This window comes from Kribbella sp. CWNU-51 (assembly GCF_054073265.1).
In genome coordinates this window covers 128,405-155,149 of record NZ_JBSXMZ010000015.1, presented here as the reverse complement: position 1 = coordinate 155,149, position 26,745 = coordinate 128,405, and the positions used below count along the sequence as shown (strand labels likewise).

Below are 26,745 nucleotides of genomic sequence, written 5' to 3'. Positions count from 1 at the left end.
GCCTCTCCAAGAAAGACACCATCCGCTGCCTCAAACGACTCATCGCCCGCGAGATCTACTACACCCTCCTCCAAACCCAACCCACCCCAAACCAGCAACCAGCCACCGCTTGACATCTATAGGAGCATCCAACTAGGACAGACCACGGCGGCGATCTGTGACTGTCTCGCCGGTCACAACCCTGCTGTCCGGCTCGTCACAACCCGCCGGGCTGTCCGGTCCTTCTTGGTGACCCGAGAGAAGGAGAACCTCATGAACGAACAGAGCCCGGTCGTGGTGCTGGTCCACGGCGCGTTCGCCGAGTCCGCGAGCTGGAACGGCGTCGTCGAGCGGTTGCAGGCGCGGTCGATCGACGTCGTCACGGCCCCGAACCCGTTGCGGAGCCTCGACGGTGACGCGGCGTACGTGCGCGATGTCATCGCCGGCATCGGGCGGCCGGTGGTCCTGGTCGCGCATTCGTACGGCGGCATGGTGATCACCGAGGCGGCGGCGGAGAACCCGGCGGTGAAGGCGCTGGTGTACGTGTGTGCGTTCGCCCCTGACCAGGGGGAGAACGCCTTCGGGCTCTCGGTCCAGTTCCCCGGCAGCACGCTCGGGGACGCTCTCGACACCTACCCGGTCAGCACCGGCGGCAACGATCTCCGGATCAAGCCCGCCCTGTTCAACCACCAGTTCTGCGCGGACGTCCCGGCCGAGCAGGCAGCCGTGATGGCCGCGACCCAGCGGCCGGCCACCGACGTGGCGCTGACCGGCAACCTGGTGACCGCGTCGCCCGCCTGGAAGACGATCCCGTCCTGGTTCGTCTTCAGCGACGAGGACCTCAACATCCCGGTCGCGCTGCACCGCTTCATGGCCGAGCGCGCCGGTGCGAAGGACATCCGCGAGGTCGCCGGTGCGTCGCACGCGCTCAGCGTCTCCGCCCCCGAGCCGGTCACCGCCGCCATCCTGGACGCCCTGTCCGCCTGACGCGCTGCGTCACCCGCGATCGGCCGGTTCCTCGGTCTCACAGATCGATCTGCTGTGACACCCCACGAACCACAGGGGGAACCACGCACTCGACCACGGACTCTCCGTGGCGCGGTGCGCTGGTGGTCCGGCGAGGGTGGGAGAAGCCCCCAGTGGAGGAGTCCGGATCATGAGTACGTCGACGGCTGGTTTGGATGAATTCGTGCAGGTACGACCGCGGCTGCTCCGGATCGCGCGCCGGATTGTCGGCAATCCGCACGAGGCCGAGGAGTTGGTGCAGGAGGTGTGGCTGCGGTGGCAGCGCACCGATCGGTCGGCTGTCGCGGATCCAGGGGCGTTCCTGGCGACCACGGTCTGCCGGCTCGCGATCAACCTGGCGCAGTCGGCCCGGCGGCGGCACGAATTCTCGGTCGGGCCGTGGTTGCCCGAGGAGTGTGCGGCGGGCGGGGTGGATCCGCAGAGTCTGGCGGAGCAGCAGGAGGCGTTCGACCAGGCCGTACGGCTGTTGCTGGAGCGGCTGTCGCCGGCCGAGCGAGCGACCTACGTACTGCGGGAAGGCTTCGAGTACCCGTATCGGCAGATCGCGGAGACGTTGCGGATCGGCGCGCCCAACGCGCGGCAACTGGTGAAGCGGGCCCGCGACCGGCTGTCCTCCGACCGGTGCCATCCGGTCAGCCCGGCTGCGCACCGAAGGCTCCGGCACGCGTTGGTCTCGGCTTCGCGCGCAGGTGAACTGGCCGACCTCGAACAACTCCTCGCCGCCGACCTCGCCCAGACGGCCTGCTGACCAATCTGGCGCTATTGCGACACTGTAGAGTTCTACCGCGCATCAGACCTTGGGCTCTAGCCTCTGATGAGGGGTGGTGGAGCCATGGCGATTGGCGGGCCGGCGCCCGAGCTACGCGGGCGGCGAACGGAGTGTAATCGGCTGGATCAGGTGGTGTCCGGCGTGCGCTCCGGCGACGGCCAGGTGCTGATCGTCAGTGGTGAGGCGGGCATCGGGAAGTCTGCGCTGCTCGAGTATCTGGTCGGGCAGGCCGACGGCTGCCGCGTCGCGCGAGCGGCCGGCGTCGAGGCGGAGATGGAACTCCCGTTCGCCGGTCTGCATCAGTTGTGTGCCCCGATGTTGAGCCTGAGCGACCACCTGCCGCGCCCGCAGCGCGACGCGCTGGCAGTCGCGTTCGGGCTCGAGTTCGGTGGTCCGCCGGACCGGTTCCTGGTCGGCGCGGCCGCGTTGAGTCTGTTGGCGGCGGCCTCCGACAGCCGGCCGCTGTTGTGCGTCATCGACGACGCGCAGTGGCTGGATCAGGCGTCGGCCCAGGCACTGACCTTCGTCGGTCGCCGCCTGTTCGCCGACCGCATCGGCCTCGTGTTCGCGGTCCGCGAGCCGGTGACCGGGCCGGAGTGGCGCGGCTTCCCCGAGCTGCCGGTCGGTGGGCTGACCGACCGGCACGCCGGGGCTCTCCTCGATGCGGTGGTACCCGGGCGGTTGGACGAGCACGTCCGGGATCGGATCGTCTCCGAGACCAGAGGCAACCCGCTGGCGCTGCTGGAGTTGCCGCGCGGGCTGACCGCGGGTGAGTTGGCGGGTGGATTCGAGCGGCCGGACGCTCGCCCGTTGGCGAGCCAGATCGAGCAGAACTTCACTCGCCGGGTGCAGGCACTCCCGTTGGACACGCAGCGGTTGCTGCTGACCGCGGCCGCCGAGCCGATCGGCGACGTACCGCTGCTGCTTCGGGCGCTGGCGGTCCTGGACGTGCCGATGAGTGCGGCCGCGCCCGCTGAGGCCGCCGGCCTGATCGAGCTCGGCGCGCGGGTCCGCTTCCGACATCCGCTGGTCCGGTCGGCGACGTATCGCGCGGCGGATCCCGTCGATCGTCGCCAGACGCATCAGGCCCTCGCCGAGGCGACGGACCCGGATCTCGATCCCGACCGGCGGGCCTGGCACCGCGCGAACGGCGCGGACGGCCCCGACGAGGACGTCGCCGCCGAACTGGTCAACTCCGCGGACCGGGCACAGCGCCGCGGCGGCGTCGCGGCGACGGCAGCGTTCCTCCAGCGGGCGACCGAGCTGACCCCGGACCCGTCCACGCGGGCGATCCGCGCTCTCGCCGCCGCGCAGGCGACACTGCGGGCCGGCGCGTTCGAGATCGCGCTACGGCTGCTCGTCACGGCGGGCGAAGGTCCGCCGAACGGTCTGCACCAGGCGCGGGTGGAGCTCCTGCGCGCCGAGATCGCCTTCGCGTCGGGCCATGGGCGCGAGTCCGGGCCGCTCCTGCTGGCGGCGGCCCGCCGGCTCGAACCGCTGGACATCGGCCTGGCCCGCGACACCTACATCGAGGCGATCGTGGCCGCACAGTTCGCGGGGCGGTTCGGCCGGACTGCGGGACCGGGTGGCTCCGACGCACTCGCCGGGGCCTCGCAGGCGGCCCGTGCCGCGCCGGCACCGGATCCGCGCCGCAAGCGTGACGTCCTGCTGGACGGTATCGCCGTGTTGTTCACGGACGGGTACCCCGAAGTCGTGCCGCTGGCCCGGGAGGTGATCCGGATGTTCTCCAGCACGAACGGGTCGCCGGATCACGATGACGTGCGGTGGCTCTGGCATGCGGCGCTCCTGGCCGTCGACCTGTGGGACGACGAGGGCTGGGACGTCTTGACCTCGCGGCACGTGCGGATCGCCCGCCGGCTCGGCGACCTCAACGAACTCCTGCTGGTCCTGAACCACCGGGTGCAGCTCAGCCTGTTCTCCGGCGACCTCGCCGCGGCCGGCTCGCTGGTCGCGGAGATCAACAACATCAACGACGCGACCGGCGCGGACCTGACGCCGTACGGCGCGATGAGCCTGGCGGCCTGGCGTGGGCGCGAGGACGGCGCCACGGCGGTGATCGCCGCTGGGATGGACGATGCGACGAACCGCGGCGAAGGCGGTGGACTGAGTACCTGTCACCTCGCGAACGCCGTCCTGTTCAACGGCCTCGCGAAATACGGGAATGCACTCGCGGCGGCCCGGGAGGCGACGGCCTATCCGGTCGAGTACGGCGTGGCGAACTGGGCGCTGCCCGAGCTGGTCGAAGCGGCGGCTCGCACCGGCCGGCCGGAGCTGGCGGTCGACGGGCTGAAGCTGCAGGGCGAGATCGCGTCGTCCTCAGGCACGGAGTGGGGTCTCGGCCTGCTGGCCCGGTCGCAGGCCCTGCTGTCCAGGGGCCGGCAGGCGGAATCGGCGTACCAGGAGGCGATCGAGCGTCTCGGCCGGACTCGCATGCGGATGGACCTGGCCCGGGCTCAGCTGCTGTACGGCGAGTGGCTTCGGCGGGAGGGACGGCGACAAGACGCACGGGTCCAGCTGCGAACGGCGTACAAGCTGTTCGCGGCGGCCGGTGCCGACGCCTTCGCCGACCGTGCGAGCCGTGAGTTGACGGCTACCGGAGAGACGGTCGGACAGCGCGGCGGCCGCGCCACCGACGCCTTGACCGCGCAGGAGGCACGCATCGCCGAGCTGGCCGGCGCGGGGCTGACCAATGCCGAGATAGGTGCGCAGATCTTCCTCAGCCAGCACACTGTCGAGTGGCATCTCCGCAAGGTCTTCCAGAAGCTCGGCATCACGTCCCGCAAGCAGCTTCGCCCCTGATACGTCACAACCCACGCGGCTGGGTTGTCTTTAACTACAGAGTCTCGACCGAAGAGAGGACACCCGTGCGCAGGATCCTGGTGGTCGGTGGTGGGTACGCCGGTTTCTACACGGCCTGGAAGCTCGAGAAGAAGCTCCGGCGCGGTGAGGCCGAGGTGGTCGTGGTCGATCCGCGGCCGTACATGACATACCAGCCTTTCCTTCCCGAGGTGGTCTCGGGATCGGTCGAGGCACGCCACGCCGCGGTCTCGTTGCGCCGCAACCTCGACCGGACCCGCATCGTGTCCGGCTCGGTGACCGCGATCGAGCACGCCCAGCGGAAGGTCACGGTGCGGCCGACCCAGGGTCCCGACTTCGAGCTCGAGTACGACGTTCTCGTGGTGACCGCGGGCGCGGTGACCCGGACCTTCGACGTACCCGGCGTGGCCGAGCGGGCGATCGGGATGAAGCACGTCGAGGAGGCGGTGGCGATTCGGGACCGGCTGCTGACGGCGTTCGACGAGGCGTCCTGTCTCGAGCCCGGTCCGGCGCGGCGTCGATTGTTGACAATCACCTTCGTCGGTGGCGGCTTCTCCGGCGTGGAAGGGTTCGGTGAGCTGTTGTCGCTGGCCACCGCCTTGCTCAAGCGCTACCCGGAGCTGTCCGAGAGCGACCTCGCCTTCCACCTGGTCGAGGCGACCGGCCGGATCCTGCCCGAGGTCAGCGATCGGCCCGGCCAGTGGGTGGTCTCGATGCTCGAGCGTCGCGGTGCGCAGGTCCACCTGAGCTGCACGCTGAAGTCGGCCGACGACGGGCACGTGGTGCTGTCCGACGGGACCGAGTTCGACTCGGAGCTGATCGTCTGGACCGCCGGCAACGCAGCGACCCGGCTGCTGCGCAACCACACCGACCTTCCGCATACCCCGCGCGGACTGGTCCAGGTCCGGGCCGACCTGCGGATCGGCACCGACACGGATCCGGTGCCCGACGCCTGGGCGGCCGGCGACGATGCCGCCGTACCGGATCTGGCCTCGCCGGCCGAAGGAGCGTTCACGGTGCCCAACGCGCAGAACGCCGTACGGCAGGGGAAGCTGCTGGCGAAGAACCTGGTGCGGACGATGCGTGGACGCGAGCCGAAGCAGTATCTGCATCACAGCCTTGGCGCTGTGGCGACGCTGGGGTTGGGGAAGGGCATCTTCCAGTACCGCCGGATCGTCATCAAGGGCTTCCCCGCGTGGCTGATGCACCGCGGGTACCACGTCCTTGCGGTCCCGACGTGGGACCGCAAGGTGCGCGTCTTCGCGATCTGGCTGGCCGCTGTCTTCTACGGCCGGGACATCGTGTCGCTGGCCTCGGTCCAGCGTCCGCGGGATGCGTTCACGTCCGCGGTCGACGCTGCGGCGCTCAGTTCTCGTCAGGCCAGTTCGGGTGAGCCCAAGTCGGGTGAGCTCAGTTCGACTCGCCCGGGATGAGTAGGTCGGTCAGGTCGAAGACCGGGCCGGCGGCGGGCAGGGTCGGCTCCCAGTCCGGCTCGAGGCTCAGGTAGCTGACCGGGTCGGCGCGGAGCAGACCGATCAGGACCTCCGCCACGATCCGGCCGCCGACCGGGCCCAGTCGGTCGCCGCCGCCGAGATGCTCGGATTCCTTGAGGATGTAGAACCACAGCGGGGTGCCGTCCGGCCAGCCGTCCATGGTGAGCGGCGGTACGCCGATGAACTTGGCGAGCGCCTCACCGCTCGGCAGGCCGGTGGTGTCGCCGCGGAGCAGGTCGCGCACTGCCAGGGATCGGTAGGCGGCGGTGTCGACCACGCCGGTGACCTGCTCGGGGAGGCCGATGAGACTGGCGGCGAGCCGGCCGTCGAGGCGCTTCGCCCGTTGTGCGGGTGGTCGGCCAGGTACGTCGAAGACCTGCGTCAGGTCCAGTCGCCGACCCGCGCTCGGCGGCCCGAAGCCGACCAGATCGGGGAACAGCGGTAGCTCCGGGCCACCCTCGACCAGCCGGTACGTGTGCCGGATCTGACCGTGGCCGTAGCGGAAGGCCGCGTCGGCGAACTCCAGCGGGATGTAGGCCTTCATGGGCTCGGGCGCGAACCACCGGCCGCCCTTGGTGAGAACCTGCTCGACCAGGTCCGGCCCGACGAGCCGCGGCAGGAAGTCGTGCACCGCGATCCACTGGTAGTGCCACGTGAGCGTGGTGCGGGCCTTCTCGAAGACGTCGCTCTCGGGTACGCCGTTCGCCCGCAGATTGTCGACGATCCGATTGTGTGCATGCAGCAGCGCGACGTGCAGGGTCAAGGTGAACAGGTGTACGTCGTTGCGCGGGTCTCCGATCAGTGCCACGCCCTGCTGGTTGCGCGGTACGTCGTACCCGTCGGGGCCGAGCAGGAACTTGGCCGGGTCGTGGACATCGAACAGGTACGGCGAGCCGACCGGGCCGTCCGAGTACACGATCTCCAGGTTGAGCTTCGGCGACCGCGCGTTCCGCAGCGCCTCGGGATCGACGCCGCCGGTGATGGGGGAGCGGTCCGCGGTGATGTCGTGCGCGATGATCTGCCCGAAGAACGGCCACCCGGCCGCCTCGGTCGCGTCGTCGCCGGCGCTGCTCCGGTCGAGCTCGGCGGCGGCGTCGCAGATCCCGCCGTCACTGCCCGCCCGCATCAGCACCTGCGGGTCGGTGCCCAACGGCTCCAGCCCCGCGAACATCCGCCCGTACCGCGCCCCGCCAGTCGGCCGATCCACCGCCCGCGCCGGGCTGAGACAGTGATCCCGCGCCGCCGGATGACTACTCATCCCAAACCTCCCGTACACCGACCGCCGTGCGCGGCCCACACCAGAACAAGACAGCACAGACGCTCCTCCTGTGACCGGTCAGGAATCAAGGAGCACGCCACCGCGGTCCGTCACCAGCGTGATTGCCGACACCAAGATCCGGCGCGGGCGCGGTCAGCTGATCCGCGTGAGGCGGCCGCCCGGTAGCACTCGGATAGTGGTCTTTCGCCGGCCCACGGTGAGGTCGACGAAGAACATTGTGCCGACGGTGCGGGTGGTGAAGGCGACCGTCTCACCGGTGCCGGCCGGCACGACGGCGGACAGGATCGTGGCGCTCGTCGCGTTCCGGTTGAACTTGACCACAGGGGCCGGCTGCCGGTGGAAGATGTCCGGGAAGTACCAGCCCTGCACCGGATCTTGCTGACCCTGCGCGACGGTGATGGCGTCGGCGGGCAACTGTTGCCTGTAAGGGATCTGCAGCAGATAGGTCTTCGTGCGATCGCCAGGTTTGGCGGCGACGGCCGTGGTCGGCGACTGCACCGTCACCTTCTGGTCCGGCGCCAGGTGCCACAACGTCTCGTACCGCTGGTCGGTGGCCGACTGCCCGCGGTCCAGGGTGACGATCAGATCAGGATCCTTCAGCACCAGCACGTCCCGGGTCCGCTGCACACCCGGCGCCGGGCTGTCGGTCAACGTGTAGTACTCCGAGGTCGGTGCGATCGCCGCCCGGACCAGCCGCGTCTCCACCGAGGCGGTGTTCGCCGACGGGATCGTCATCACGTTGTGGGCGGCCTGGCTCTTGGTCCAGGCCTGCCACTTGTCGAGCTGATACCCCGAGTTGCCGGGATCGATCAGGACGTCCCGGCCGTGCGACGTGTAGGTGATCGACATGTGGTCGTCGTGCCCGTGATACCGGCGGCCCGGGCCGAACCGGATGCTGTACGTCGATTCCTGCGCGAACGGCCGGGTCTCACCCCAGCCGGTCCGCCCGAACACGTAGCCGGCATCGAAGACCGCGGTCCGTTCGGTCGGTTTCGTACCGGTCCGTCCGAGTGTCGCGGCGTACTCCAAGGCGGTGCCGGTGGCGCCCTGAGGCGTCTGGCGGACGGCGTCGCCGACCTGCTGGAGCTCGCCGGTGGACTTGGTGGCGAGGGCCAGCCACTCCGCCAGCGCGCGGCGCCGCTCGTCGATGACCCGTCCTGGATCGGCGCCGCAGCGCTTGAGCGCCGTCGTCGCGCGGCCCCACAACAGGTAGTTGAACATGGCGTACCCGACCGACTGCTCGTTCGTCGAGCCCTGCGGGTCGATGGCTGTCGTGATCGCCTCGGTCAGTCGTTCGACCGCGCGACTCTTCAGATCCGCTCGCTTGAGCGTGCAGCCGACGCCGAACATCGCGATGCTCTCGTCCGTGCCGTGATTCGACGGTCCGCTCCAGTTGTCGGTCATGAACTGGGCATGATCGAGCAGCGACTGATCCAGCCAGGCGTACTGCGCGGGCAGGGAGCGGACATGCAGTCCCGCGAGCACGGCCTGGCGAGCACAGATCAGCACGTTGGTGCGGTGCATCGTGGCCTCCCAGGCGCCGACATCGCCCTTCCACGAGAACGGGTTGTCGCGGACCCAGTCGTGGATGATCGCCATCACATGCGTCAGGGCTTTCCGGTCGCCGTTCGTGGCGGCCTTGATGCCCTGGCCCAGCCAGCGCAGCGAATGCAGCCACATGTACCAGCTCGGCTTGTGGTACGGGTCGGAGCGCCAGTTGATGTCGCCCGAGCCGTCACCGACCTGGTACGGCGGATCGTCGCCCCAGACGAACGTGTCCTGTAGGACCATCGACACCGGGACCTTCGACTCGATGCCGCTGTAGCCGGGGCACTCGTAGGTCCCGGTCACGGCCACCGGCGTCGACGGCGGGGGAGAGGCGGGGGTGTCGACCCCCGGGATCGGCTCGGTCGAGGCCGGGTCGCTCGGGGCCGGGAGACTCGGGGTCGGGCCGAGCGGTCCGGTGGCAGCTGCCGTCGTACTGCGCTGCCGGGTGCTCGGCATCAGCACGGTCACCGCGCCGGCGAACGCGACCGCGCACACCAGCACACACGCGACGGCGAGCGCGACAGTGGTGCCCCATCGTCTGCTCCGCTGCGCAGCCACCCCAGTCCCCCCAGTGTTCGGCCCGCGATACCCCGGATTCCCCGGCCGGCTCCCTCTTGGTGAAAGACGCGATCGGGTCCCTCAAACGTTGCATGTCCGGACCAGACCACTAGGTTCCCGGGTGGCCAGCGATTGTTCAAGACCCGCGTGCACCGTGCCGAGCGCGGTCAGGAACAGGGAGATCGTGGTGGCGGCGGAGGCGACGATCACGCAGGTCATGAACCCGGTGGAGAAACTGTGCGTGGTGCCGAGGAGCGAGCCGAAGACGGCGACGCCGATCGCCGCGCCGATCTGACGGGACGTGTTGAAGGCGGCGGACGCGGCACCGTGCAGGGCGGGCTCGACGGCGGCGATGGACTGCGAAGTCATGGTCGGCACAAGCAGACCCGAGCTGAAGCCCGCCGGCAGGAGGGCAAGCACCAGCGGCCACAGCGCGCTGGACGTGCCCGCCCAGGCCAGCGCGAGAAGTGTGATCGCCAGGAGGGCCTGGCCGACGCTCAGGGCGGCCGCGCGGCCGAAGCGCTGTGCGAGCGGGGCCGAGCAGAGGCTGCCGAGAGAGATCAGCCCGGTCAGCGGCAGAAACAGGAGACCGGTGGCGAGCGCGCTGAGTCCGCGGCCTTGCTGGAGCATCAGGCTCAACGCGAACAGCACGCCGTAGAAGGCGAAACTGAACAAGGCGCCTTGTACGGCGGTGACGGTGAAGCCGCGATCTGTGTAGACGCTGGGCGGCAGCAGCGGTTCCCGGATGGACCGCTCGACCCAGACAAAGCCGACCAGCCCGGCGACGGTCAGCGCGGCGGCAGTGATGACCGCGGGATGCCAGCCGAGCGCCGGTGCCTCGATCAGCGCGAACACGAGTCCACCGATCAGTACGGTCGCGGTGCCCATGCCACCGACGTCGAGCCGCCGGCTTCGGCGTACGACGGAAGGCATCGAGAGCAGACTCCACCCGACGGCAGGGATCCCGATGATCACGTTGACGGCGAAGACGGCCCGCCAGTTCGCGAGTGCGACGAGCGTTCCGCCCAGCAACGGTCCGGCCGCCATCCCGACGCCACCGGCCGCGGCCCACCAGCTGAGGAGGCGATGCCTCGAGTGTTCGTCGGCCGCGGACGCGGTCGCGAGGACGAGCGCGCTCGGCAAGAGCAGCGCCGCCCCTGCACCCTGGGTGAGGCGTGCGAGGTTGAGCATCAGCATCGAGGTGGCGACCGCGCAGACCGCCGACGACGCGGTGAAGACGACCAGTCCCGCGACGAAGGCTCGCTTCGCGCCGAGGGTGTCGGTGATCGCGCCGGCGCCGAGCATCACCGCGGCGAAGGAGAGCGTGTAGGCGTTGACGGCCCACTCCAGCTCGGCGCGGGAAGCGTGCAGGTGGGTGGCGAGCTGGGCCAGGGTGAGGTTCACGATCGTCCCGTCGACGGCGACCATGAAGGTCGCGATCAGCGCGAGTCCCGCCACACCTCGACGATGTTCGACAGTCATGAAACTACTGTAAACCAGTGTTCGATTATCGTCGAACAGTATCCAGCAGCAGGCCGGGACGTGCGTCAGCTGACAGGGAAACCGGGGTCGGGTTCGGCGACGTGGCAGGCGGCGTCGTGGTCTTCGCCGAGCCGGCGGAGGACCGGCGTGACCTGGTGGCACTTGTCGACGACCAGCGGGCATCGCCAGCGGAACCGGCAGCCGGGCGTCGGATCGACGACCTTCGGCGGCTCACCTGTGTCGCCTTCGACCGCCGCCGTCAGCGGTGCCCGCGGATCTGGGACCGCCCCGAGCAGGAGGTCCGTGTAAGGGTGCTTGGGGTTGGCCAGCACCGACTCCGCGGGACCGGACTCCACGATGTGACCGGCGTACATGATCATCAGCCGGTCCGCGACGTACCGCGCGCTCGCGATGTCGTGCGTGATGTAGAGGAAGGACACGCCTTCGGACCGGCGCAGCTCCGCCATCAGGTTGAGCAGGCCGATGCGGATCGACACGTCGAGCATCGAGACCGGCTCGTCGGCCAGGATCAGCTTGGGCTTGTGCGCCAGCGCCTGGGCGAACCCGATGCGCTGCCGCTGGCCGCCGCTGAGCTCGTACGGATAGCGGTTCATGATGTCGCCCGCCGGTGACAGTCCGACCGTCTCGATGACGCGCTCGGCTTCTTCGAGTCGCTGGGCTCTGGTGAGGTCGCGGCGGTGCAGCTTCAGGCTGCGCAAGACGCCGTGGGACACCCGGAAGGCGGGGTTGAGCGAGCTGAAGGGGTCCTGGAACACCATCGGTACGTCGCCGCGATAGGACAACTGAGCCCGTCGCGAGCCCATGCTCGACATGGCCCGGCCCTGGTAGTAGATCTCGCCGCTCGTCGGCCGGTAGACCCCGGCGAGCAGACGGGCGATGGTGCTCTTCCCGCTGCCGCTCTCGCCGGCGAGCGCGACGATCTCCTGCCGGCCGATGGTGAGATCGACATCGTCGACGGCGTGCAGCATCTGCCGGGAGAGGCCGCGGCCGACCCGGAAATGCCGGGTCAGCTTCTTCGTCTCGAGCAGCGGCGCGTCGTCCGCATCGGTCGCCGCGATCTGGTCGGTGCTCACCGAGGTCATGGGGCCTCCCGGCCTGGACTGAGGAGTGTAGGGAGCCCGGTCATGGGGCCTCCCGGCCTGGACTGAGGAGCGGAGGGAGCGAAGCGACCAGAGCGACGAGGGAAGGGCGGGAGTAAAAGCCCCATGACCCGCCGTGCCGGAGGCGCGGCCGAAAGCGCAGCGACCGGAGCGACGAGGGAAGGCCGGGAGCCAAGGCCCCATGACCACGCCGGCGCCGAAGGCCCGGCCAAAAACACAGTCATGGTGTCGTCTCCCGGATGGGCGCTTCGGCTTGGGTCTGGCCGGGTGCGTGGAGGAGGCAACGAGCTTGCACGGGGCCGACCTGGTAGAGCTCGGGCGCGATCTTCGGGCAGTCCTCGAACGCCTTCGGGCAGCGTGGCTGGAAGCGGCAGCCGCTGGGCGGGTCGGCGAGGTTCGGCGGGGCGCCGGGAATCCCGATCAACGGCACCTTCGGCCCGCGGATCGACGGGAACGCGTCGAGCAGCCCCTCGCTGTAGGGATGGGCGGGATGATCGAAGACCGCCCGGGTGGCGCCGAACTCGACCACCTGGCCGGCGTACATCACCACGAGCTGGTCGGAGAAGTGGCTGATCAGCGACATGTCGTGGGTGACGAAGAGGACCGCGAATCCGAGTCGTCGCTGCAGTTCCTTGATCTGCACCATCAGCGACCGTTGCGCCACCACGTCGAGGGCGGAGGTCGGCTCGTCCATGATGATGAGGTCCGGCGTGAACAGCAGCGCCATCGCGATCATGGCCCGTTGCCGCATCCCGCCGCTGAGCTGATGCGGAAAGCTCTTCAGGTGGATCGGGTCGATGCCGACCAGTCGCAGGACCTCGGCCGGGCGCTCGTCGGCCACCGGTTCGTCGTGCGCCATGATCGCGTCGTTGAACTGAGCGCCGATGCTCGTGACCGGGTTGAGGGCGTTCATCGCGCTCTGCATGACCACGGAGTAGTCACGCCAGCGCAACGCCGCCAGCTTCTTCTCGCTCATCGCGACCAGGTTCTGGCCCTGGAACTTCACGCTGCCGCCGGTGATCGCGGCCGGCGAGCTCAGCAGCTGGGCGATGGCGAACAACAACGTCGACTTGCCGCAGCCCGACTCGCCGACCACGCCGACGAACTCACCGGCGTGTACGTCGAGATCCACCGCGTCGACGGCGACGACCGGACGATCGCCGCCGGTGTCGTACTCGACGGTGAGATCACGGACCTCGAGAATTGGCTTGCCCTCAGTGTTACTTGGCACGTCGCCTCCGAACCGGCCGCAGCGCGGGGTTGCTGATCTCGTCGAACGCGTAGTTGAGCAGGGCAAACGAAACACCGAGCAGTGCGACCGCGAGGCCCGGCGAGAGCGCCCACGCCGGCAGGCCGTTCACCAGGGCGCCCTGGTTCTGGGCCCAGTAGAGCATGGTGCCCCAGCTCAGCGAGTTGGGGTCGCCGAGCCCGAGGAACTGCAGGCCGGCCGCGGTGAGGACCGCGTACAGCGCGGCGCCGAGGAAGTTCGCGACGATCAGCGAGATCATCGTCGGCAGCACTTCGACCACGATGATGTACGACGACCGCTCGCCCCGGACCCGGGCCGACTCGAGGAAGTCCCGGTTGCGCAGCGACAGCGCCTGCGCGCGCATCTGGCGGGCGCCGTAGGACCAACCCGTCAGGATCAGCACGATGATGATCACCGTCAGATTGCCCTTACCGGCGTACGTCGCCAGCACGATGATCAGCGGGAACGTCGGCAGCACCAGGAAGATGTCGGTCAGCATCGAGAGCCCGTCGTCGGCGTAACCGCCGAGATACGCGGCCGAGACACCGATGATGACGGACAGGATCGTCGCGCCCAGACCCGCGACGACCGCGATGACCAGTGACTCGCGGGTGCTGTAGATGAGCTCGGCGTACACGTCCTGGCCGAGGCCCGTCGTACCGAGCCAGTGTTCGCTGGACGGTTTCGCCAGCGGCATGTCGCCGATCGCGCGCGGATCGCCGTGCAGCCAGGGGACGAAGAGGTGGGGGAACGCCGCGAGCAGGACGAAGAGGACGAGCAGACCCGCACCGACCATGGCCTTGCGGTTGTGCAGGACAGCCCGTGGCAGCCCGCCCCGGGGGCGGCGGGTCGCGGTCGGTGCTGCGGGCGCCGCGGCGCCGGTGACGATCGCGCTCATCAATTAACCCTTCGTCCGGGCTCGCGGGTCGAGCAGGAACACCGCGAAGTCGCAGAGCAGGACACAGATCAGCACGGCCAGCGTCACCAGCAGGAACAGCGCCTGCAGCAGTGGGTAGTCCGTGCTCACGGTGGCGTTGTAGAACATGTAACCCAGGCCGGGGTAGTTGAACACGTACTCGACCAGGATCGTGCCGGAGATGACGAAGCCGAGCGACATCGCGAACCCGGACAGGTTGGGCAGGAACGCGTTCCGGCCGGCGTACCCGAACATGATCTTCCGGCTCGGGATGCCCTTGGCCCGGGCCATCCGGACGTAGTCCTCGGCCAGCGTGGTGACCATGTTGTTGCGCATGGTCAGGATCCAGCCACCGATCGCGGTGATCAGGATGGTGCCGGCCGGCAGGATGCCGTGCTTGAGCACACTGCCGATGAATGTGGCGTTGAAGCCCGGCGTCAGTCCCTGATCGTAGTTGAAGTCGTTGGGCAGGATCGGGTGGCTGCCGATCGCGAACAGTGAGATGAACAGCAGCGCGACCCAGAAGTACGGCAGCGCCGACGTGACGATGAAGACCGGCGGGACGACCCCGTCGATCAGGCCGCCGCGCCGCCAGCCGGCGATCGTGCCGATGAACGTGCCGATCACGAACGCCAGGATGGTCGCGATGCCTACGAGGCCGATCGTCCACGGCAACGCGCTGCTGATCAGCGAGGTCACCGGGACCCCGAGGCTGCTGCCGATCGACACGCCCCAGTGCCCGGTGACCATCGCCTTCAGGTATTCGCCGTACTGGAGCACGATGTTCTTGTCCGGATCGAAGCCGAACTCGGCCAACACGGTCTTCAACTGGTCCGCTGTGACGACCGCGCCGCCCTTGCTGAGCCGCTCCCGCAGTGCTTCCTCGGGACTGCCGGGCATCATCCGCGGGATGAAGAAGTTCAGCGTCATCGCCGCCCAGAGAGTGAGCACGAAGAACCCGAGACGACGTATCAGGTACCGCACGACCACCAGCTCCTCGAGCTCACTCTCACGAACGATTCCTTACTTCTGGGCGGCCTTGGAGTACAGGTTCGCCAAGACCTGTCCGACATCGGGGACGTTGTACGGCGCGGGCTGGGCGTAGGGGTCGTCCTGCGTCGGCCAGCCTTGGATGTCCGTGGTGTTGTACTGGTACCAGTCGACCGACTCGGTGGTCGGGATGACGGGTACATCCTTGATCATGTACCCAGAAATCTGCTTGACCAGCTTGACCTGGGTGTCCGGGTCGGCGCTGGCGTACTGGTCGAGCAGCTTGTCCACCTCGGGGTTGCTGTACCGCGAGTAGTTGCTGTTCGCCTGCTTGCCGATCGGCGCCGTGTTCTTCGAGTACAGCAGCTGCCGCAGCTCGTAGTACGGCGTGGGTCCGCCGGTCTGGCTGGAGTAGGCGAGGTCGTAGTCACCGGTGTAGAGCTTCTGGTTGTACGACTGCTGCTGCAGGTCCTGGATGCTCAGCTCGACTCCGACGGCGGCGAGCTGCTGCTTGACGACCGCGAGGGACGCATCCCAGTCGGTGTAGCCGGTGACCGTGATGACGCTGAGCTTGAGCGGGTTGGACGACGAGTAGCCCGCGCTCTCCAGGAGCTGCTTCGCCTTGTCCGGGTTCGGCTTGTCGTAGCCGGCGGTCGTGACCGCGTCCTTGTCGTAGTACTTGTCGAACGTCGGCGTGACCACGCCGCTCTGGTTCGCGGCCGGCTGGTAGCCGCTCTCACCGATCTTCGAGATCTGCTCGCGGTCGAGTGCGTACGCGAGCGCCTGCCGGACCGCCAGCTTGCTGGTCGCCGGGCGGGACGGATCGTTGTTCGGGACGAGTGCCACGTTCGCGGTCGGCGGGAACCAGTAGTTGTTGTCCGGCGACTTGGACTTGTAGAACTTGTCGATGTTCGGGATGTACTGACCGCCCCACTGCGCCTTGCCGCTGGCGAGGTCGAGGTTGGCCGGGTTGTTGTCCAGGTACGCCGGGTACTGGACCTTCTCGATGTACGGCTTGCCCGGCTGCCAGTAGGAGCCGTTGGCAGCGTACGAGATGTTGTTGCTCGTGCAGGACTCGACCGTGTACGGCCCGGTGCCGACCGGTTTCGGATCCGCCCAGGTGGACGGCTTGGCCGCCGCCTCACCGGTCGACCAGATGTGCTTCGGCACGATGCCGACCTGGTTGGCGAAGTTGAAGAAGTACGGCTCGGCCGCGCCCTTGAACTTCATCGTGACCTTGTTGCCGGCCGCGGTGACGCTGGTCAGCCCGGCACCGGTCCACAGCGCGTAGAGGTCCAGGGCCGGCTGCTGCTTCATCAGGTTGAACGTGTAGACCACGTCGTCGGCGCTGAAGGGCTGGCCATCGCTCCACTTCACCCCGTCGCGGATGGTGAAGACGATCGAGTCCTTGGCCGGCGACCAGGTGAAGTCGCTGGCCAGCATGGGCGTGGTGGCGCCGCTCTTGAGCACGTTGACGAACGTCAGCGGCTCGTAGACGAAGCCGGAGGCCACCCCACTGACCGACGGGTTGAACGGGTTGAACTGGCACGGCCAGGTCTGCCCGCCCACGTTGGCGATCGTGACGGTGCCGCCCTTCTTGAACTGCCCTGCGCCGTTGCTCGCCGAGGACGACGAGTTGTTGCTGGACGACGCACTCCCGACCGGCTTGTCACCGCCCCCACAGCCCGCGGCGGCCAGTACGCCGACCGCGATCGCCGTGCCGGCGATCCGTTTGATGCCCCTCATCGTCTCTGCCTTTCACTCCTCGAACTGATGGTCATGCGAATGCCTCCGCGCCGAGAACCGCACCCGCGGCCTCGACACCGAGGGCGAGTGCCCCCACCAGCGGCGCGTCCGAAGGGAATCGGGCCACTGTCAGCTCCGGCGGGAAGGGGACTGCCGCGTCGAGTGCCCGGCGCAGCTCTGGGGCGATCCGGTCCCACGCACCGACCAGTCCGCCACCGACGACGATCCGGACCGGGTCGATGGCGATCGCCAGGTTGACGACATGCATCGCCAGTTCGCGATGGAACTCCGCCGAGAGTACGGCGGCGTCCGGCTGCGTCGATGCCATCGCGAAGACATCGGCCGCCGTGACCGGTCGCCCCAGCCGGGCGCTACCGGTTGTCTCGAGTGCCTGGCCACTGACGACATGCTCGAGGATCGTGCGCTCGTCGGCGCTGATCCAAACATCCGCGGCAGAGCGCAGGTTGTAGCCGATCTCGCCGGACGCGCCGTGCGCCCCGGAGATCACGGTGCCACCGGCAACGATCGCGGTCGCGAGACCGGTGCCGAGATTGAGGTAGAGGCCTGGATCGCAGCCGGTCAGGGCACCCCACCGCAGCTCGGCCGCGGCGGCCGCCTTCACGTCCGTCCCGAGCCGGACCGGGATGCCGGGGAAGGCGTCGCGGACCAGTTGCCCGAACGGCAGCTCACCCCAGCCGGGAAAGGTGGGTGCGAGCTCGACGCGGTCGTCGTACGGGATGCCGAGGGTGGCCGCGCCGACGCCGGCGAGCTCCTGGCCGGGCGCGACGTCGGTCAGCAGGTCGCGGCCCGCGCTGAGACCGCGCTCCATCGCCGCGGCTGCTCCGGCCTCGGCCAGAGTGTCGAGCTTCGTGACACCGAGACGCCGGCCGGACAAGTCGCCGACGGCAACGGCGATCTTGGTCCCACCGAAGTCGAGTCCGAGGACGACCGGCGGACGAATCATGGACTGGCAACTCCTCGTGCCGACCAATAGAATCGATAGGAAACTAACTTAACAATCACCGTTGGCACAAGGGCTAACTGTGACTGCTGCTCGAAGCGTTATGGACGCAAGGGGGTCGACGTGACGGTAGTCGCCGGAGGTGCCTCCGCGGCGCGCCCGCAACTGATCCGAGCGATCAACGAGCAGGTCCTGCTGGAGCACATCCGGCGGTCCGGTCCGGTATCGCGGACCGAACTCTCCCAGCTCTCCGGTCTGTCCAAGCCGACGGTGTCGGCGGCGCTGACCACGATCGAGCGCTCCGGACTGGTGCACGCGACCGGCCAGCGGACAGGCGTTCCCGGGCCGGCCGCGCGCCTGTACGAGGTGCGGCCGGAGGCTGGATTCGTGCTCGGGCTCGATGTCGGGCGGGAGTTCCTGCGTGGCGCGATCGCCGACCTGGCCGGGAACACGCGCTGCCGGTTGAACGTGCGGACCAAGGCCGCGGACGCGATGGCGCGGATCCAGGAGCTCTCTGACCTGGCGGCAACGCTCGCGGCGGAGGCAGGGATCACGGCCGGGCAGTTGACCCAGACCGTGATCGGCAGCCCCGGTGTGTACGACGCTCGGCTCGATGCGTTGACGTTGACCGGGCGACTGTCCGGGTGGGACTCGCCGGCGACGCTGGCCGCGCTGCGTGATCGCTTCGGGCCCTCGCTGATGATCGAGAACGACGTGGATGCAGCCGCGCTGGCGGAGCGGGTGCACGGCCACGGCCGGGACGTCGACAGTTTCGCGTTCGTCTCGGTCGGCACCGGGATCGGGATGGGGCTGGTGCTCGACGGCAAACTCCGGCACGGTTCACACGGGGTGGCCGGCGAGATCGGTTATCTGCCGTTCACCGAGGGCAGCGGGAGTGATCAGCGGGACGCTCGCAAGCGAGGTGGGTTCGACGCGTCGGCCTCGGCGGCAGCCGTGGTCCGGGCCGCGCGACGGGCCGGAGTGCGCGGGGCGGTGTCGGCCGAGAAGGTCTTCGCAGCGGCGGCGCGCGGTGATGCGGTCGCGGCCGCGGTGGTGGCCGAGGAGGCACTCCTCGTGGCGAAGGCGGTGTGCACCGTCATCACGGTCGTCGATCCCGAGCTGATCGTGCTGGGTGGCGGTATCGGCCAGGCGCCCGGCTTCCTGGAAGCCGTCGTCAACCAGGTCCGCATGCTCGCGCCGGTCCTTCCGGAGGTGAAGGCCAGCGTGCTGGGCACCGAGACGGTCGTGGCCGGTTGCGTCGCGGCCGGCCTCGACCGGGCCTGGCAACGCCTGGTGGGCGAACTGGCGGTCCGGGCCGAGGCAGCTCCAACCCTGGGTTGATCTTCGGTCGGCCGCAGGGTTGAAATCTCCGCGACGACCGTGATCGGGACGGAGGCCGCGGCCTACCGTCGTTCGGTGAATGCCCGAACCACTGCTGTGCCGACGCTGGTGGCGCTGCGTCGTGCGAGGGCGCACCAGGCGACGACATGGCGGTGGCTGCGGCTGGCCGGTCCACTGATCATCGGGTTGCAGATCATCGTGCTGAGCCGATCGACGCCAGGCCCGGGGCGGCACGGCGAGGGGCTTGTCATCCTGCTGGCGATCGTTGCGTTCGCCGCCGGGGCGTTCGGGGCCTTCGCCACCAGGAGCGGGCCGGCCTCGGCTCGGTGGGTGTCGATCGCGGTCCTCTTCGTCGCGAGCGTCGTACTGTTGAGGCTGCAGCCGTCGGGCCCGGGAGTCTTCGGCGTCTTCGTTGCGGTGGCCGTGGTCGGCCGCAGGCTCACGCCCGTCCTCGGCAGCATCCTCGTCGGTGGGGGACTGATCCTGCTTCTCGTCGTCAGCGGCGAGCCTGGGAGGTCCCCGTTGCCGGGGCTCCTGACCGGTATCGCGATGGCCAGCTTCTACGCCGTGATGCGACTGGCCGAGCGGCTCAGCGAAACCAATGAGCAGGCGGAGCAACTGCTCGTCGCGCTGGAGCGGAGCCGGGACGCCCAGGCACGCGCCGCCGCACTCGCTGAGCGTCAACGACTCGCTCGCGAGATGCACGACGTACTCGCGCATTCGCTGTCGGCTCTCGTGCTCCAGCTCGAAGGTGCGAGTGTGCTGGCCGCGTCCGACGATCGCCTCGGTGGGATCATCGACCGGGCGCGACAGCTGGCCGGCTCGGGCCTGGACGAGGCTCGGCATGCGATCACGATGCTCCGCGATGGCGAAGCGCTGCCGGGACCGGGGCAGCTGCCGGCCTTGACGACGCGGTTCGAGCTCGACACCGGCATCCCGTGCGAGCTGACCGTCACGGGCGAACAGCACGCGCTCGACGCGGATGCTCGGCTGGCTGTCTATCGGGTCGCGCAGGAATCGCTGACCAACATCGCCAAGCACGCCACCGGCCAGGAGCGCGTCAGCGTGCGGCTCGGGTACGAATCGGGGCTCGCGAGGTTGGTCGTCGAGGATTACGGCAAGTCGGCGGGGACCGGCGTACCTGGGTGTGGTTACGGCCTGACCGGGATGCGCGAACGGGCCGAGTTGCTCGGCGGACGGCTCTGCGCGGGGCCGACGCTGACCGGATTCCGTGTTGAGTTGGAGGTGCCCGCATGACCGGCCCGATTCGCGTGCTGAGTGTCGACGATCAGCGGATCGTGCGCGAGGGATTGGCGTTGGTGCTCGGGTTGCTCCCGGGTGTCGAGGTCGTCGGGACCGCCTCGGGTGGTGAGGAGGCGGTGCGGATGGCGGGGGAGTTGCGGCCGGACGTCGTACTGATGGACCTGCGGATGCCGCGCTGCGATGGCGTGGAGGCGACGCGTCGGCTTCGTGACCTCCACCCGGAGGTGAAGGTCATCGCGTTGACGACGTACGCCGACGACGAGCCGGTACTCGCGGCGCTGCGAGCGGGAGCACGTGGTTACCTGACCAAGGACGCCCGGTCGGCCGAGAATCACGAGGCGCTGCGGCGAGTGGTCACCGATCAGGCGGCCATCGACCCGGTCGTCCAGCACCATCTGGTCGACGCGATCGCGTCGGAGCCCACCGGACCACCGACGCCGACCGCGGCCCCGGACGGCCTGCTGACGCCGCGTGAGCTGGAGGTGCTGGTGCTGATCGCCGAAGGGTTGTCGAACGCCGAGATCGCCGCCCGGTTGGTGGTGAGTGAGGCGACGGTGAAGAGTCACGTCAATCACCTGCTCGGCAAGATCGGCGCGCGGGACCGGGCCCGGGCTGTGAGCTACGCCTACCAGCGCGGCCTGCTGAGGCAGCGGTGACGGTCAAGGTCGTTGCCGTGGGCACCGACCTTGACCGTCCCGCACTCAGTAGCCCGAAGCGCAGTAGAAACTCGACGCGCTGTCCGTGCTGCCCCGGCCCAGGTACCGCGCGACCTTCGGATAAGCGCATAGGGGCCGGGTCTGCAGCACCCTGCCGTCGTCGTCCTTCCTCGAGGCCTCGATGCTCGCCGGCGCGATGCCGTGCTCGACCCAGCCGACCACCGCGCCGAGCGGATCGGTCGGGACCGGACCAATGATCCCCGGCTGGTCACCGCAGTGACCGACACCCGGCGCCAGGAACAGCTTGGCGAAGGACTCGGTCCTGCCCTGACCACCCATCGTCCGTACGACGGAGTTGTAGTAGTGGATCGCTCCCTGCGGTGGGATGAGCGGATCCGCCAGTCCCGTCCACAGCAGGAGCTTGCCGCCCACGTCGCGGAACGAGGTGAGATCCGGGTAGTCGCTCTGTACCTCTGTGAACTCTCGCTCACCTTGCCGGTAGAGCCGTACGTACTGGTCCGTGGTCATCGTGGTCCAGTCGAAGCCGGGATCCTGCGCGAGCCAGTACTTGTACCAGCCGACGCCGATGTAGAGCGGGTTGGCCGCCAGATAGGTGAGGGTGCTTCCCGGCTCCAGGCCGTACCAGAGCGATCGTCCGCCGGCCCGGGGACCTTGCAGGATCTCGGCGATCACCTTCGCATCGGTCGCCGTGATGACTCCGCATGGCGTGGACCGGCCCATCAGCGTACGGGGGTCGAAATAGCATCCACCATGACGCGGTCGGCCAACTGATCGGCCTCGTCGAGGTAGTGCGTGGTGAGCAGGACCGTCGTCCCCGCGTCGTTCAACCGCTGCACAGTCGCCCAGCACCGGCGTCTGGCCTCCGGGTCGAGGCCGGTGGTGGGCTCGTCGAGGAACAACACCTCGGGATTCCCGATGATCGCGAGCCCCAGGTCGACCCGCCGCTGCTGTCCACCGGACAGCGTGCCGACGCGCGTCTTCGCGTCGCCGGCGAGGTCGATCAACTCCAGGACCTCGGGCACTGGGCGTGGGTTGGGGTACAGACGCCCGAACAGACTCAGCAGTTCGGCGACGGTCGGCTCGGTCTCGAGGCTGGTCGACTGCAGGACGAGTCCGACCCGCGCGCGCCAGCCGCGGCCGCCGCGCAGCGGTTCCGCGCCGAGCACGCGGACCTCGCCGGTCGTCGGCGCGGAGAACCCTTCCAGGATCCCGATGGTGGTCGTCTTGCCGGCGCCGTTCGGTCCCAGTACGGCGACCAGCCGTCCCGCGGGGATGGCGAAGCTGATGCCGTCGACGGCAGCGAAGTCGCCGTACCGCTTGGTGAGCTCGTGGACGGTGATCGCGTCGGTCAACGGTCGTCCCGGTTCTTGGCGCTGATGACAACGGTCACCAGGCTCCAGACGGCGACGCCGGCGCCCACGGCGATGAGCAGGGTCCGATGGGTGGCGATGGCGAAGACCGCCAGGCCGATCCCGATGAGTGCACGCAGATAGGGGTTGATCCCGAATAGTCGAAGCATCTTCTCAGCGTCCGCGAGCAGGTGACGGGTTTCATCGGCGTCGCTGTTGATCTTCGGGCGGCCGCCGTCTCCATCCGGCGATGGAATCCATCCATCCCTGGTACGAACCCACCTCGGCGTTCTTCCTGGGTAGCCAACTAGGCTGGCGGCGTGGGCGATCAGGCGAACTGGCGTGCGGAACGGCGGGAGGCGGCCGCGGTGCAGGCTGCCGCGCTGGAGCGCCGGAAGGCCGGCGAGTCGGCGCAGGCGCGCGAACTGCTGGTCGGCTTCGTCCAGGAGATGCGGGCGCGGGGCGTCGAGCCCGAGCCGCTGCGAGCCCAGGTCGTGGGGTCGGGGGCGAGCTACCGGACCGATGTCATCGGCTGGTATCTGCGTCGCAACCGCTCACTGGGTGTGGACGTCGACGCGAACTTCTACATCCTCGGCGTTCCCGCCAGCCTGAAGTCACGCCTGGCGGGCGTCAGCATCCTCCCGTCGGACCCACCGCTCGCCGTCGGCGCGGGCGCGCGGGACGGCGAGTCCATGCCGCTCAAGGAGATGCTCCGCCTCCGGCTCGAGTCAACGGCCTGAGTCGAAGCGGTCCAGACCAAGGTAACGGTCGCGCAGCACCAGTGATGTTGCCGACGGCAACAAAACGCCGGGGGCTGTACCGCGGGCGGGCGGAGGTCTAACCTCGGAGAGGGCAATCTGATTGCGCACGTCGGGGGGACGCGATGGCGCTGCGGACGGGCATGCCGGTGATGCGGCTTGCGCTGTTGAGAGGTTTCGCACTCTGTGCGGGCGACCGCACACTCACCCTGCCACAGAACGCCGAACGGCTGCTGACGTTCCTCGCGCTGAACGGCGGGACGCTGCGGCGCGACTACGTCGCCGGATCGTTGTGGCCGGAGTCGGCCGAGGGCAATGCCGCCGCCAACCTGCGGACGGCGGTCTGGCGGATCCAGCAGGCCGGTGGTCGGGTACTCGACGCCACCCGGACCCGGCTGCATCTGGCCGAGGTCGTCGCGGTCGACGTCCTCGAGGCGACCGCGCTGGCGCTGTCCGTGGAGAGCCGGGCGGAGCCGGACGCCGGCGCCGAACTCCTGGACCTGCTGGACTCCGAGCTCCTGCCCGATTGGTACGAGGAGTGGCTGCCCCCGTATCGGGAGCGGTGGCGGCAGACCAGGCTCCACTCGCTCGAGAGCCTGGCGTTGCGGATGGCGCGGGCGGGCCGATTCGCTGTCGCGGTCGACGCCGCGCTGGCCGCCGTTCGGGCGGAGCCGCTGCGGGAGAGCGCGAACCGGTGCCTGATCCAGGTTCACCTCGCCGAAGGCAACGTCTACGAGGCGCGGCGGGTGCTGGAACTGCATCGGCAGGCGATCCGGGCCGACCTCGGGATCGAGCCATCGGCGCAACTGGTAGCGCTGGTCAGCGGTTCACGGCACAACGAAGCGTTGACGATGCGATGACGCACGGCGAGGACCGTTGACCCTGGGGGCGTGACCGGACGCCCCGGGACGGCTGGGGGGACCAGCATGGGCATCGAGCGGCGAGCCGGCCGGGCGTGATGGATCCAGCCGATCAGGTCCTGCTGCGGCTCGCCGACCCCGCCGCCCGCCCGACTCTCCTGGACGCCGACGCGCTGCTCCAGCTGGCCGCCACCTGCTACGCCGTCGACCCCGCGGCCGTGACCGGCCCGACGACGGCTGTCTACGACCGGTTCGACCTCGCGGTCGCGCTGCCGGTGGAGACCTCCCTCTCCGCTCGGCTGATGCGCGCCGGTGACGCACTCCCCTGGGACGTCGCCGCGGCTTGGGACACCGGCCGGCCACCCACCCCGGGTGCGGACGCTGTCATGGTGGGCAGCCTGGCCGTCCGTACCGCGGGAGTGGGTGGGCTGATCGAGGCCGTCGACGTGACCGAAGTCCCGGCCACGGGGAACTTCACCGCCGCACTCGGTGTCACCCTGCAGCTGAGCGCGCCCCCGAACGGCGGGGGAGGCGCACCACCTCTCGTCCTGCCGGTCGTGGTCGCGTTCCTGGTCGACGACGGGACCTCCCCGCGCGACCTGCTGCGCGCCACCGCCGCCGCCCGCCGGGTCGCTCGTTCCTACCCCTCACCGTCGCCCCCTGACGATGCACCGGCCCGCCGCGCCGATCGTGCCGTCTGCTGGCTCGTGCCCGCGGCGACCTTCGAGGACGACGGCTGGCCCGGCGGTACGACGGCGGACGCGCGGCTGGCCGCGGCGCGTGCCTGGCTCGGCCCGCAGGGCATCGCCGTCGTCGTCACCTGAGCATCCGACCGCACCACCCACCCCGAAACTCCGGAGGACTGCATGAGCACCCTGGTGCAACCGGCGTACCCGTACGTGAACGTGACCATCGACACCAGTGCCCTGGTCCCCACCGCACAACGCAACCCCGGCGTGGTCGCCGTCGTCGGCAACGCGGCGTCCGGCGCGTCCGCGCCGGCCGCGACCCCGGTCGAGGTCACCGACCACGCGTCGATCATGAGCTCCTTCGCCAGTGGTACGACGGCCAACGCGCTGACCCGGAGCCTGGACCTCGTCCTCGCCCAGGACCCACGGCCGAGCAAGGTGTACGGCGTACGCACGGCGACCGACGATGCCTACGCCGAGGCGCTGGCCGGTCTCGACGCCGCCGACGACGTCACGTTCGTCGCACTCGCGGGCGAGACCACGGTCGGTACGGCGACCAGCGGCGCGACCGCGGCCACCGGGCTGATGGCGCTGAAGGAGCACGTCGAGACCGCGTCGGCCGCCGGCAGCAAACGGATCGCGGTCGCGATGATCGACCCGGCCACCCCGCGGTCGGTGACCTACGTCACCGACGTCCTGGCCACCGACGATCCACTGCGCAGCGACTCCGGCCGGATGGTCCTGGTCGCCGCCCGCGGGGCGACTCTCGACCCGACGAGTACGACGGCCACCGCCGACGCCGCCGCGGCCGTGATGGGCGCGATCGCCGGGTACCCGCCGGGGACCAGCGTCGTCCTCAAACAGGTCCGTGGCTTCACGATGCCGGTGACCACTCAATACACGCCGGCCGAGATCACCGGGCTGGCCGGGCAGGGCGTCATCCCGCTCGTCGATCCCGCGCTGATCCCCGGCTCCGGTCTGTACCTCGGCGACGGCGGGCTGTTCTCCAGTGACGCGGCCCGCAACTACGTCGACCTGCTGACGCTGCTGGACCAGCTCGAGTTCTCGCTGCGGGCCGGGCTGATCGGGGCGATCGGCGACACGTCGATCACCAAGGCCGGGCTGACCGCGATCCGGGTCCGGATCGAAGGCATCGTCGGGCCGTTCGTGGCGTCGGGTGCGATCGACTCGTTCGTGGTCTCGATCCCGCTGCTCGCGATCCTCTCGGTGCCCGAGAACGCGCGGGACGCCGCCGATGCGGCCCGCCTCGTCACGGCCCGCCAGACCCGGCAGGTCGACGTGACGCTGCTGGTCGAGATCGCCGCCGTCGTCCACCAGCTCGACGTCATTCTGAAGCCGCACTTCTGAGGCAGGAGCAGCGATGACCATCACGCAGTCCGACTGGAAGACCCGTCTGGGCGTCCGGTTCACCGTCGACGGGAACGAGACCCGCGTCTTCCTGGCGCAGTCCTACGTTCCGACGTTCGGCACCAGCGCCGAACCGCTGCACTCGATCGAACGGACCCACGTGGGGGTGGTCGCGACGCCGCAGTCGCTGACCTTCACGTTGTCGGTCACCGCGATCGGGCCGGCCGCGGCCGAGCTCACCGCGCTCGCGCTGCGTGGTGACCCGTTCGAGATCGTGCTGCTCGAGCAGGAGGGCGACGACTGGTCCTTCTCGACGATCGTGCTGTCGCAGTGCTACATCACCAGCGCCGCGCCCGGTTCGGCCACCGTCAGCGGGGCGCCGGTCGCGACCTTCTCCGGTTTCTCCCTCGCCGCCGCCGTCACCGACACCGCCGGCACGACCACGAACGCACCGCAGTAGCCCAGCCGACCGAAACCCGAGGGGG

At 69.4% G+C, this 26,745-nt stretch carries 24 protein-coding genes; 12 read left to right on the top strand and 12 right to left on the bottom strand.

What is annotated here, in order from left to right; genetic code table 11:
• Nucleotides 1–252 precede the first annotated feature (252 nt).
• From ACXC9Q_RS20010 to ACXC9Q_RS19995, 4 genes are all read left to right on the top strand, one after another.
• Nucleotides 253–966 carry an alpha/beta fold hydrolase gene (locus tag ACXC9Q_RS20010; protein WP_457058112.1) on the top strand — a complete coding sequence of 238 codons (714 nt, stop codon included), beginning with the start codon at nucleotides 253–255 and terminating at the stop codon, nucleotides 964–966.
• A gap of 169 nt (nucleotides 967–1,135) precedes the next feature.
• Nucleotides 1,136–1,753 carry a sigma-70 family RNA polymerase sigma factor gene (locus ACXC9Q_RS20005; protein ID WP_457058111.1) on the top strand — a complete coding sequence of 206 codons (618 nt, stop codon included), beginning with the start codon at nucleotides 1,136–1,138 and terminating at the stop codon, nucleotides 1,751–1,753.
• Nucleotides 1,754–1,837: 84 nt separating this feature from the next.
• Nucleotides 1,838–4,594, top strand: coding sequence for an ATP-binding protein (locus ACXC9Q_RS20000; RefSeq protein ID WP_457058110.1), 2,757 nt, complete (start codon nucleotides 1,838–1,840; stop codon nucleotides 4,592–4,594).
• A gap of 65 nt (nucleotides 4,595–4,659) precedes the next feature.
• Complete coding sequence (locus tag ACXC9Q_RS19995; protein ID WP_457058109.1) at nucleotides 4,660–6,045, top strand: NAD(P)/FAD-dependent oxidoreductase; 1,386 nt, start codon at nucleotides 4,660–4,662, stop codon at nucleotides 6,043–6,045.
• Here the strand turns inward: ACXC9Q_RS19995 and ACXC9Q_RS19990 are convergent.
• The 9 genes from ACXC9Q_RS19990 to ACXC9Q_RS19950 form a co-directional block, all read right to left on the bottom strand.
• The gene (locus tag ACXC9Q_RS19990) at nucleotides 6,023–7,363 is read right to left on the bottom strand and encodes a peroxidase family protein (RefSeq protein ID WP_457058108.1); all 1,341 of its coding nucleotides are present in this window, start codon (nucleotides 7,361–7,363) and stop codon (nucleotides 6,023–6,025) included. The two genes, ACXC9Q_RS19995 and ACXC9Q_RS19990, sit on opposite strands and share 23 nt — an antisense overlap.
• Before the next feature lie 153 nt (nucleotides 7,364–7,516).
• Nucleotides 7,517–9,490, bottom strand: a complete 1,974-nt coding sequence (locus ACXC9Q_RS19985) for a heparinase II/III domain-containing protein (protein ID WP_457058107.1) — start codon at nucleotides 9,488–9,490, stop codon at nucleotides 7,517–7,519.
• A gap of 81 nt (nucleotides 9,491–9,571) precedes the next feature.
• Nucleotides 9,572–10,972: an MFS transporter gene (locus ACXC9Q_RS19980; protein WP_457058106.1), complete on the bottom strand. Its 1,401-nt coding sequence runs from the start codon at nucleotides 10,970–10,972 to the stop codon at nucleotides 9,572–9,574.
• A 65-nt stretch (nucleotides 10,973–11,037) separates the two neighbouring features.
• The gene (locus ACXC9Q_RS19975) at nucleotides 11,038–12,075 is read right to left on the bottom strand and encodes an ABC transporter ATP-binding protein (RefSeq protein WP_457058105.1); all 1,038 of its coding nucleotides are present in this window, start codon (nucleotides 12,073–12,075) and stop codon (nucleotides 11,038–11,040) included.
• A gap of 238 nt (nucleotides 12,076–12,313) precedes the next feature.
• Nucleotides 12,314–13,324, bottom strand: coding sequence for an ABC transporter ATP-binding protein (locus ACXC9Q_RS19970; protein ID WP_457058104.1), 1,011 nt, complete (start codon nucleotides 13,322–13,324; stop codon nucleotides 12,314–12,316).
• Entirely contained in the window at nucleotides 13,314–14,240 is a 927-nt protein-coding gene (locus ACXC9Q_RS19965) for an ABC transporter permease (protein ID WP_457058103.1), read from the bottom strand. The genes ACXC9Q_RS19970 and ACXC9Q_RS19965 overlap by 11 nt, the downstream gene beginning before the upstream one ends.
• A 3-nt stretch (nucleotides 14,241–14,243) precedes the next feature.
• Nucleotides 14,244–15,242 carry an ABC transporter permease gene (locus ACXC9Q_RS19960; protein ID WP_457058102.1) on the bottom strand — a complete coding sequence of 333 codons (999 nt, stop codon included), beginning with the start codon at nucleotides 15,240–15,242 and terminating at the stop codon, nucleotides 14,244–14,246.
• Nucleotides 15,243–15,281: 39 nt separating this feature from the next.
• Nucleotides 15,282–16,994, bottom strand: coding sequence for an ABC transporter substrate-binding protein (locus ACXC9Q_RS19955; protein WP_457058101.1), 1,713 nt, complete (start codon nucleotides 16,992–16,994; stop codon nucleotides 15,282–15,284).
• A gap of 31 nt (nucleotides 16,995–17,025) precedes the next feature.
• A complete protein-coding gene (locus tag ACXC9Q_RS19950; RefSeq protein WP_457058100.1) occupies nucleotides 17,026–17,958 on the bottom strand; it encodes an ROK family protein in 933 nt (310 codons plus the stop codon).
• A gap of 120 nt (nucleotides 17,959–18,078) precedes the next feature.
• Between ACXC9Q_RS19950 and ACXC9Q_RS19945 the strand changes: the two genes are divergently transcribed.
• The 3 genes from ACXC9Q_RS19945 to ACXC9Q_RS19935 all read left to right on the top strand — a co-directional run bounded on the left by ACXC9Q_RS19945 (nucleotide 18,079) and on the right by ACXC9Q_RS19935 (nucleotide 21,215).
• Nucleotides 18,079–19,296 carry an ROK family protein gene (locus tag ACXC9Q_RS19945; protein WP_457058099.1) on the top strand — a complete coding sequence of 406 codons (1,218 nt, stop codon included), beginning with the start codon at nucleotides 18,079–18,081 and terminating at the stop codon, nucleotides 19,294–19,296.
• 75 nt (nucleotides 19,297–19,371) lie between these two features.
• Nucleotides 19,372–20,553, top strand: coding sequence for a sensor histidine kinase (locus ACXC9Q_RS19940; RefSeq protein WP_457058098.1), 1,182 nt, complete (start codon nucleotides 19,372–19,374; stop codon nucleotides 20,551–20,553).
• Nucleotides 20,550–21,215 carry a response regulator gene (locus tag ACXC9Q_RS19935; protein WP_457058097.1) on the top strand — a complete coding sequence of 222 codons (666 nt, stop codon included), beginning with the start codon at nucleotides 20,550–20,552 and terminating at the stop codon, nucleotides 21,213–21,215. Before ACXC9Q_RS19940 ends, ACXC9Q_RS19935 begins: the two co-directional genes overlap by 4 nt.
• A 45-nt stretch (nucleotides 21,216–21,260) precedes the next feature.
• Here the strand turns inward: ACXC9Q_RS19935 and ACXC9Q_RS19930 are convergent, their stop codons facing one another.
• From ACXC9Q_RS19930 to ACXC9Q_RS19920, 3 genes are read right to left on the bottom strand one after another with little or no spacing between them, the layout of a single operon-like run.
• The gene (locus tag ACXC9Q_RS19930; protein WP_457058096.1) at nucleotides 21,261–21,956 is read right to left on the bottom strand and encodes a tannase/feruloyl esterase family alpha/beta hydrolase; all 696 of its coding nucleotides are present in this window, start codon (nucleotides 21,954–21,956) and stop codon (nucleotides 21,261–21,263) included.
• Nucleotides 21,956–22,588, bottom strand: coding sequence for an ABC transporter ATP-binding protein (locus ACXC9Q_RS19925; protein WP_457058095.1), 633 nt, complete (start codon nucleotides 22,586–22,588; stop codon nucleotides 21,956–21,958). Before ACXC9Q_RS19925 ends, ACXC9Q_RS19930 begins: the two co-directional genes overlap by 1 nt.
• Nucleotides 22,585–22,755, bottom strand: a complete 171-nt coding sequence (locus ACXC9Q_RS19920) for a hypothetical protein (protein WP_457058094.1) — start codon at nucleotides 22,753–22,755, stop codon at nucleotides 22,585–22,587. Before ACXC9Q_RS19920 ends, ACXC9Q_RS19925 begins: the two co-directional genes overlap by 4 nt.
• 150 nt (nucleotides 22,756–22,905) lie before the next feature.
• Between ACXC9Q_RS19920 and ACXC9Q_RS19915 the strand changes: the two genes are divergently transcribed.
• From ACXC9Q_RS19915 to ACXC9Q_RS19895, 5 genes are all read left to right on the top strand, one after another.
• Complete coding sequence (locus ACXC9Q_RS19915) at nucleotides 22,906–23,325, top strand: hypothetical protein (RefSeq protein WP_457058093.1); 420 nt, start codon at nucleotides 22,906–22,908, stop codon at nucleotides 23,323–23,325.
• A gap of 143 nt (nucleotides 23,326–23,468) precedes the next feature.
• Nucleotides 23,469–24,203, top strand: a complete 735-nt coding sequence (locus ACXC9Q_RS19910) for an AfsR/SARP family transcriptional regulator (protein ID WP_457058092.1) — start codon at nucleotides 23,469–23,471, stop codon at nucleotides 24,201–24,203.
• Between the two features lie 98 nt (nucleotides 24,204–24,301).
• Entirely contained in the window at nucleotides 24,302–25,027 is a 726-nt protein-coding gene (locus tag ACXC9Q_RS19905; RefSeq protein ID WP_457058091.1) for a hypothetical protein, read from the top strand.
• 42 nt (nucleotides 25,028–25,069) lie between these two features.
• On the top strand, nucleotides 25,070–26,260 hold the full coding sequence (locus ACXC9Q_RS19900) for a hypothetical protein (RefSeq protein WP_457058090.1): 1,191 nt from the start codon (nucleotides 25,070–25,072) through the stop codon (nucleotides 26,258–26,260).
• A gap of 13 nt (nucleotides 26,261–26,273) precedes the next feature.
• Nucleotides 26,274–26,720: a hypothetical protein gene (locus ACXC9Q_RS19895; RefSeq protein WP_457058089.1), complete on the top strand. Its 447-nt coding sequence runs from the start codon at nucleotides 26,274–26,276 to the stop codon at nucleotides 26,718–26,720.
• The last annotated feature ends 25 nt before the right edge of the window (nucleotides 26,721–26,745 follow it).

Excerpts from the sequence above, each read along its gene's own strand:
- ACXC9Q_RS20010 (WP_457058112.1), top strand. The coding sequence starts at position 253 with ATGAACGAACAGAGCCCGGTCGTGGTGCTGGTCCACGGCGCGTTCGCC.
- ACXC9Q_RS19900 (WP_457058090.1), top strand. The coding sequence starts at position 25,070 with ATGAGCACCCTGGTGCAACCGGCGTACCCGTACGTGAACGTGACCATC.
- ACXC9Q_RS20000 (WP_457058110.1), top strand. The coding sequence starts at position 1,838 with ATGGCGATTGGCGGGCCGGCGCCCGAGCTACGCGGGCGGCGAACGGAG.
- ACXC9Q_RS19965 (WP_457058103.1), bottom strand. The coding sequence starts at position 14,240 with ATGAGCGCGATCGTCACCGGCGCCGCGGCGCCCGCAGCACCGACCGCG.
- ACXC9Q_RS19980 (WP_457058106.1), bottom strand. The coding sequence starts at position 10,972 with ATGACTGTCGAACATCGTCGAGGTGTGGCGGGACTCGCGCTGATCGCG.
- ACXC9Q_RS19905 (WP_457058091.1), top strand. The coding sequence starts at position 24,302 with ATGGATCCAGCCGATCAGGTCCTGCTGCGGCTCGCCGACCCCGCCGCC.
- ACXC9Q_RS19975 (WP_457058105.1), bottom strand. The coding sequence starts at position 12,075 with ATGACCTCGGTGAGCACCGACCAGATCGCGGCGACCGATGCGGACGAC.
- ACXC9Q_RS19990 (WP_457058108.1), bottom strand. The coding sequence starts at position 7,363 with ATGAGTAGTCATCCGGCGGCGCGGGATCACTGTCTCAGCCCGGCGCGG.
- ACXC9Q_RS20005 (WP_457058111.1), top strand. The coding sequence starts at position 1,136 with ATGAGTACGTCGACGGCTGGTTTGGATGAATTCGTGCAGGTACGACCG.
- ACXC9Q_RS19950 (WP_457058100.1), bottom strand. The coding sequence starts at position 17,958 with ATGATTCGTCCGCCGGTCGTCCTCGGACTCGACTTCGGTGGGACCAAG.
- ACXC9Q_RS19895 (WP_457058089.1), top strand. The coding sequence starts at position 26,274 with ATGACCATCACGCAGTCCGACTGGAAGACCCGTCTGGGCGTCCGGTTC.
- ACXC9Q_RS19935 (WP_457058097.1), top strand. The coding sequence starts at position 20,550 with ATGACCGGCCCGATTCGCGTGCTGAGTGTCGACGATCAGCGGATCGTG.
- ACXC9Q_RS19920 (WP_457058094.1), bottom strand. The coding sequence starts at position 22,755 with ATGCTTCGACTATTCGGGATCAACCCCTATCTGCGTGCACTCATCGGG.
- ACXC9Q_RS19930 (WP_457058096.1), bottom strand. The coding sequence starts at position 21,956 with ATGGGCCGGTCCACGCCATGCGGAGTCATCACGGCGACCGATGCGAAG.
- ACXC9Q_RS19955 (WP_457058101.1), bottom strand. The coding sequence starts at position 16,994 with ATGAGGGGCATCAAACGGATCGCCGGCACGGCGATCGCGGTCGGCGTA.
- ACXC9Q_RS19910 (WP_457058092.1), top strand. The coding sequence starts at position 23,469 with ATGGCGCTGCGGACGGGCATGCCGGTGATGCGGCTTGCGCTGTTGAGA.